The sequence below is a fragment of the Paractinoplanes ovalisporus genome (assembly GCF_016834655.1).
GTDB classification, from domain to species: domain Bacteria; phylum Actinomycetota; class Actinomycetes; order Mycobacteriales; family Micromonosporaceae; genus Actinoplanes; species Actinoplanes ovalisporus.
Genome location: NZ_JAENHP010000005.1, coordinates 464,410 through 470,911 on the forward strand (window position 1 = coordinate 464,410; position 6,502 = coordinate 470,911).

A 6,502-nucleotide genomic window follows, 5' to 3' on the forward strand; every position below is an offset into this window, starting at 1 on the left:
TGGCGCCGGCGAGAGGCCTGCGTTGTCCACAGTCTACCGCCGAGCGATCGCGCCGGGCCGCGTTGTCCACAGGCGGTGGCGGCGGCGCTACGCATCGCGGGCCACTCGGGAAATACGACAGAAAGGGCCAATTGGGATTTTCACGACACGCATCGCTCGAACGGGCCGGATGGAGGCCAGATATCCCCCGAACGGGCAAGACGTGGCTTTGGGAGCGCTCCCACCTGATGGGACCGGAACGCTCCGGAAGGGCGTGCCTACTTAGCGGTAACGCCGCACCGGCAGTGCGTCAGGGCAGCTCAGAACGACGTTTCATGGGACGCGTGTGGCTGAGTATTATTCGGCTGCCCTGACAGTCATATCGGTGCAGATCGATGAAATATCCATGCGCCTCGTGACCCCCCACACGAGACCGGAGGACCGTTTGAGACCGCTCCCCAAAGTTTTCCCGTCCGCGTTGATCCCGAGGGCTGTCCCCAGCCGTATCTCAGGCGACGGGGAAAGCTCCGGGCGGAGGTATCGATGCATGCGGTGGCCGAACATCGGCTGGCGCCGGGCGGGGTGCGCCTGATGACACAGCAGCGTTCCGGTGGACGGTGGCAGTCACTTGACGGAGGCCGTAGTGCGGACGATGGTGGTTCTTCGGTGATTCCTAGGCAGGCGCCGCGGCATGAGGCCGCGACCCCCGCGGGGGCCAGTCACGAAGACACTCTGGTCAAGATGCTCTATGAGGAGCACGCGGGACCTCTGCTGATGTTCGTCCTGCGCCTGACCGGCGGTGACCGGCAGCGCGCGGAAGACATCGTGCAGGAGACCCTGCTCCGGGCGTGGCGCAACGCGCACCGTCTCGGCGCCCAGGGCCAGCAGTCGCTGCGTCCCTGGCTGGTGACCGTGGCTCGGCGGATCGCGATCGACGATCACCGCAGCGCGAGCGCCCGGCCGGCCGAGACGTACGACCGTGAGCTCGAGAGCTTCCCCAGCCAGGCCGACGACACCGACCGCGTTCTGCAGTCGATGACGGTCTCCGACGCGCTGCGCGAACTCAGCCAGTCGCACCGCGAGATCCTCATCGAGACGTACTTCCGGGGCCGCACGGTGCCGGAGGCGGCGGAGAAGCTCAACCTTCCGTTGGGTACCGCCAAGTCACGGGTGTATTACGCTCTGCGTGCGTTGCGGACGGCGTTGCAGCAGCGGGGGGTGACCGAATGACACAGGAAGACCACTTCGACGTCGCGTCGTATGCACTGGGTGTGCTCGACGAGCACGACGCTTCGCGCTTCGAGGACCATCTCATCGAGTGCTCGCGTTGTGCGTACGAGCTCGAATCGTTCGTCGAGGTCGCCGACCTTCTGGCCGACGTCGACGCGAATTCGGTGATCGCCGCCGAGGAGACCCGGCGCGACGGCTTCATGCTGCAGAAGGTGATCGGTGAGGTCGCCCACGAGCGGCACCGGGCCAACAGTCGCCGGCTCTACTCGCTGGCCGCCGCGGTCGTCATCTTCGCGATGCTGTCGATCGGCGCGTTCTTCGTGGGCGGGCAGGTGTTCGGCAACGACAGCGCCGACCCGTCCACCACGAACACCGCCCAGCGCGGCAACACCCAGCTCGACCCGCTGCCCAACACGGACGGCGGACCGGGCATCGGCGGCCCCGACCTGACGGGTGAGCGCTACGACGGTTCCGACCCCCGTACGGGAGTGGCGGCGTCGGTCGCGTTCGAGAAGAAGGCGTTCGGCACCCAGGTCTCGTTCGCCATCTCCAACATCAGCGGTCCGAAGGAGTGCCGGCTCGTCGCCGTGCACACCGACGGCACCACTGAGCCGCTGATGTCGTGGACGGTGGGGGAGAACGGCTGGGGCACGGCCAAGAACGCCGAGCCGCTGCTGCTGCAGGCCGTGACGGCCACCCCGCGCGACCAGATCGCCCACGTGCAGGTTCAGGAGGTCGCCGCGAACGGCGCCGGCGAGACGCTGGTGCGCGTTCCGTAACGACCCCAATACGGAAAAAGGATCCCGGCCGAACGGCCGGGATCCTTTCTTTTTGCTTAGCCAAGCAGCTCCCGCGGGGTCCCGCCAAAAACTCGGAAATTGATGGGAACTTTCTTCAACCGCCGTGACCCCGTCCGCGTACTACAGCCCGGAAACGCCAGACGAAGAAACAGCCTGGAGGGCAAGTGGTTCCGGAGAAGCGAAAGTTGATGGTCGTCGGCGCCGCACTCGCCGCGGCGTTCGCAGTGACCGGCTGCGCCCCGAAGGGATACAACGGCGCGGACTACGGCGACTCGGCCGTGCCGGCCGGGGCCAACGCCGAGGCCACCGCGGACCCGGCGGCGACCGCCGACCCGTCGGCCACGAGCGACCCGGTCGCCGAGGCCGACCCCAACGCGACCGACGGCCCGGGCGACCCCAACGCCGCCCCCGAGCTCAGCGCCGACGAGGCGACCAACTCGCTGACCGGCACCAAGGTCGCGCGGATGGGCAAGGTCGTCGTCAACGACGAAGGCTTCGTGCTCTACCGCTTCGACAACGACGGCAACAACCCGGCCAAGTCGAACTGTGCCGGTGAGTGCGCCGAGATCTGGCCGGCGGCCCTGACCAACGACGGCAAGCCGACCCTCAAGGGCGTCGACTCGAAGCTGGTCGGCACGGTCACCCGGGCCGACGGCAGCAAGCAGCTCACCCTCAAGGGCTGGCCGCTCTACACCTACATCGGTGACAAGAAGCCGGGCAACTGGAAGGGCCAGAACGTCAACGGCTCCTGGTTCGTGATCCAGCCCGACGGCGCCAAGAACCTCACCTGCCTGCCCAAGGTGTCCAAGCCCGTGGCTCCGCCCGCCGGTGACGATTCCGGCGCGGATTCGGGTGACGACTCCGGCACCGGCAGTGACTACAGCTACTGATTAGTCCGCCGCTTAAGAACTCCTTTAACAAATCGCTCTTTCGGAGGTTGAGGAAAATGCTTACCACTCGCACTTCGCGCCGTACGACGCGATGGTTGGTGGGCATTTCAGCGGCGGCTCTGACGTTCCTGCTCGCGCCGGTGAGCCCGGTTCAGGCGGCTCCCGGCGACCCGATTCCGGTGCCCAGCTCCAACGGGCTGAGCGACAAGGGCGTCGGCGCGATCAGCGACGCCGACAAGGATTTCGTCATCAAGGTCCGGCTCGCCGGGCTCTGGGAGATCCCGGCCGGCAACATGGCGGTCGAGAAGTCGAACGACCAGCGGGTCGTCAAGATCGGCCAGTCGATCGCGGCGCAGCACGTCGTGCTCGACAAGCTCGACCGCGAGGTCGCCAAGAAGCTCAACATCGACCTGCCGAGCAAGCCGAACGACGACCAGCAGTTCTGGCTGCAGGAGATGAAGGACGCGAACGCGACGACGTTCGACCAGATCTTCATCGACCGCCTCCGCGCCGCGCACGGCAAGATCTTCCCGGCCATCGCGACGATCCGTTCCACCACCCGTAACGACTCCGTGCGCAAGCTGGCCCAAGAGGCCAACCAGTTCGTCATGACGCACATGACGCTGCTGGAGTCGAGCAACATCGTCGACTACGCGGCGCTTCCCACAGCTCCCGCCCCCGCGAACCCCGGCAGTGGACCGGTCCCGGTGGACGGGCAGATGCTCGCGGCTGCCAGCAGCAGTGGCGGTATTCCGGGCGTCAGCACCACCGTGATCCTGCTCGTCCTCGCCGCCGCTCTCGTGGCCGGCGTCATCACGTCCATGCGCATCTTCCGGGCCCGGTAGCCCCAACCGAGTCCAGTCGCGTAAGAGAAAGGTGTCACCCCCATGCGAAGGTCCAAGTACCGGCGCGCATCCAGGAGCAGTAACAACTGGTTCAGTGGTAAGCGCCGCATCATCGCGGTAGCCGCCACGCTGGTGGCCTTCGGCGGCATCGTGACCGTCACCCAGGTCTCCAACGCGAGCACCGACCGGACGCAGAAGAAGGCACTGGCCGCGTGCGACCAGGTGCAGGCGCCGAAGCGTACGAACCTCTCCACGGAGACGAAGCGAGGCACGTACTCCACCAACGGCGGCCGGGTCACCCAGCACCCGGACGACGGCGCGGGTGACACCGTGTCGACCCAGACGCTGCGTACGCGTTGCCGCAACTGGGTGATGAACAACGTCGGCAACAACAACGGCGGCGGCAACCAGACCCCGCCCACCGAGGCCGCGACCACCGCTCCGGCCGCCGACCCGAGCGCGGGTGGCGAGCAGGGCAACGGTGAAGAGGGCAACAACGGCGGCGACCAGGGCCAGGGCGACAACGGCCAGGGCGACAACGGCCAGGGCGACAACGGTCAGGGCAACGGCGAAGAGGGCAACAACGGCGGTGACCAGGGCCAGGGCGACAACGGCCAGGGTAACGGCGACAACGGCCAGGGCAACGGCGAAGAGGGCAACAACGGTGGCGACCAGGGCGGCGACCAGCCCGACCCCGAGCCCACCGAGGAGCAGACCACTCCGCCTCCCGGCGCCGGCCTGGGCGTGCTGACCAACAGCTGTGACACCAGCAACCTGACCCCGCACAACGGCTTCCAGGAAGGCAGCCGCTGCGTCTCGACCGAGTTCGGTGAGGTCGGCGAGGCCAGCGCCAACCCGAGCCTGCTGATCACCAACGCGCCGACCCGGGTCGCCCCGAACACCCCGTTCACGATCACCGTGAGCACCCGCAACCTGATCCGTGACCGGTTCCTCGCGGCCGGCCAGGGTGGTTACTACGTGGAGTCCTCGGTTCTGGCCAACGGCCTGGTCCGCGGTCACTTCCACACCGCCTGCCGCATGCTGGCCAGCACCAACGAGGCCCCCGCGCCCGACCCGGTCCCCGCGTTCTTCGTGGCGACCGAGGACAGCCGCGGTGGCGCCCAGCCCGACTCGGTGCAGATCCAGGTGCCGGGCCTGCCCGACGCCGGCACCGCGCAGTGCGCCTCGTGGGCCGGTGACGGTTCGCACCGCATCCCGATGATGGTCCGGGCCAACCAGACGCCCGCCTTCGACGTGGTGAAGATCCAGGTCGGCAACCGCCGTGGCGGCGGTCGCAACTGATGAAGATCTAGGAGCCACGCCGCGAATCCCGGAGGCGAACCTGACCGGGGCTGGGGTCACCGACATGACCCCCGTCCCGGACAGGGCCCCCCATCGCCTCCGGACCGTCGCCCATCCCCCTGACGGACGACAGCAGCGGCCGCTCCATGGCGATCCGGACCACTCGGGTGTCCGGTCGCCCCTTCCGATGGCCCTGACCGGGAGCGCGGTCAGGGCCATCGGGCTGTCCGGTCGCGCTGGGGCCGATGGCCCTGACCGGGAGCGCGGTCAGGGCTATCGGCTTGTCCGGTCGCGCTGGGGCCGATGGCGCTGGGCCTTTCCGATGGCGCTGGGTCCGTCCGGGCGCGCTGGGGCCGGTGACGCCGCCGGGCCGGTGGGCAATCGTGCGGCGAAGTGGCAGAGTGTGCCGGTGAGCTCGACCCGCACGCTGGCCCCGCCGGAGCGCTACCACTTCGGCGCCTCGGTCCGGCCGCTGGTGGTCCCCAAGCACGACCCGTGCGGCCGCTTCACCGGCGACGACCTCTGGCTCGCCCTGCGCACCCCCGACGGCCCGGCTACTCTGCACCTGTCCCGCTCGAAGACGGACCTGACGGCCACCGGCTACGGCCCGGGCGCCGAGTGGGTTCTCGAGCACGCCGACGCCATCGCCGGCCTCCGGGACGATCTGAGCGGCTTCCCGGCCCTGGCCGCGGCGCACCCGCTCGTCGAGCGTCTGGCCAGGACCTTCGCCGGCGTACGGCTTCCGCGCACCGGCCTGGTCTTCCGGAGCGTTCTGCGGGCGGTCCTCGAGCAGAAGGTCACCGGCAAGGAGGCGCACCGGGCGTACCGGCTGATCTGCGCCCGCCTCAGCGAGCCGGCGCCCGGCCCGGTCGAGCTGCATCTCCCGCCCGACCCGGCCGTGATCGCGGCGACGCCGTACTGGGTGTTCCACCCGTTCGGGGTCGAGCAGCGCCGCACCCAGGCCCTGCAGCGGGCCGCCCTGGTCGCCGACCGGCTGGAGCGCTGCGCCGACGCGGCCGAGGCCACGACCCGGCTGACCGCGCTGCCCGGCATCGGCCCGTGGACCGCGGCCGAGGTGGTCCGGGTCGCGTACGGCGATCCCGACGCGGTGAGTGTGGGCGACTTCCACATCCCCAACACGGTGGCATGGGCGCTGGCCGGCGAGACCCGCGGCACCGACGCCCGGATGCTGGAGCTGCTGGCGCCGTTCGTGGGGCACCGGGGCCGGGTCTGCGACCTGTTGGCCCACGGCGGCATCGGGGCGCCCAAGTTCGGACCGCGCATGCCGATCCGCTCGTTCGCGCGCTTCTGAGGGGGTCAAGGGCGACGGCGCGGGCGGGTCATTGGGCGTGCGCGCGGGCGGGTCATTGGGCGTGCGCGCGGGCGGGTCATTGGGCGTGCGCGCGGGCGGGTCATTGGGCGTGCGCGCGGGCGGGTCATTGGGCGTGCGCGCGGG

Annotated in this window: 6 protein-coding genes; all 6 read left to right on the top strand. The window is 69.4% G+C overall.

The window, feature by feature from the left end; all coding sequences use genetic code 11:
* The first annotated feature begins 522 nt into the window (after positions 1–522).
* The 6 genes from JIG36_RS20055 (at position 523) to JIG36_RS20080 (ending at position 6,358) form a co-directional block, all read left to right on the top strand.
* Entirely contained in the window at positions 523–1,209 is a 687-nt protein-coding gene (locus JIG36_RS20055; protein WP_203377841.1) for a sigma-70 family RNA polymerase sigma factor, read from the top strand.
* Positions 1,206–1,988 carry an anti-sigma factor family protein gene (locus JIG36_RS20060; protein ID WP_203377842.1) on the top strand — a complete coding sequence of 261 codons (783 nt, stop codon included), beginning with the start codon at positions 1,206–1,208 and terminating at the stop codon, positions 1,986–1,988. Before JIG36_RS20055 ends, JIG36_RS20060 begins: the two co-directional genes overlap by 4 nt.
* A 209-nt stretch (positions 1,989–2,197) precedes the next feature.
* On the top strand, positions 2,198–2,899 hold the full coding sequence (locus JIG36_RS20065) for a COG4315 family predicted lipoprotein (protein ID WP_203377891.1): 702 nt from the start codon (positions 2,198–2,200) through the stop codon (positions 2,897–2,899).
* Between the two features lie 98 nt (positions 2,900–2,997).
* Complete coding sequence (locus JIG36_RS20070; RefSeq protein WP_307872808.1) at positions 2,998–3,744, top strand: DUF4142 domain-containing protein; 747 nt, start codon at positions 2,998–3,000, stop codon at positions 3,742–3,744.
* 42 nt (positions 3,745–3,786) lie between these two features.
* Positions 3,787–5,046, top strand: coding sequence for a Pecanex-like protein 1 (locus JIG36_RS20075; protein ID WP_203377844.1), 1,260 nt, complete (start codon positions 3,787–3,789; stop codon positions 5,044–5,046).
* A gap of 409 nt (positions 5,047–5,455) precedes the next feature.
* A complete protein-coding gene (locus tag JIG36_RS20080; protein ID WP_203377845.1) occupies positions 5,456–6,358 on the top strand; it encodes a DNA-3-methyladenine glycosylase family protein in 903 nt (300 codons plus the stop codon).
* The last annotated feature ends 144 nt before the right edge of the window (positions 6,359–6,502 follow it).

Bases quoted from the DNA above. Each gene is read 5' to 3' on its own strand.
- JIG36_RS20060 (WP_203377842.1), top strand. From the start codon at position 1,206: ATGACACAGGAAGACCACTTCGACGTCGCGTCGTATGCACTGGGTGTG.
- JIG36_RS20065 (WP_203377891.1), top strand. From the start codon at position 2,198: ATGGTCGTCGGCGCCGCACTCGCCGCGGCGTTCGCAGTGACCGGCTGC.
- JIG36_RS20075 (WP_203377844.1), top strand. From the start codon at position 3,787: ATGCGAAGGTCCAAGTACCGGCGCGCATCCAGGAGCAGTAACAACTGG.
- JIG36_RS20055 (WP_203377841.1), top strand. From the start codon at position 523: ATGCATGCGGTGGCCGAACATCGGCTGGCGCCGGGCGGGGTGCGCCTG.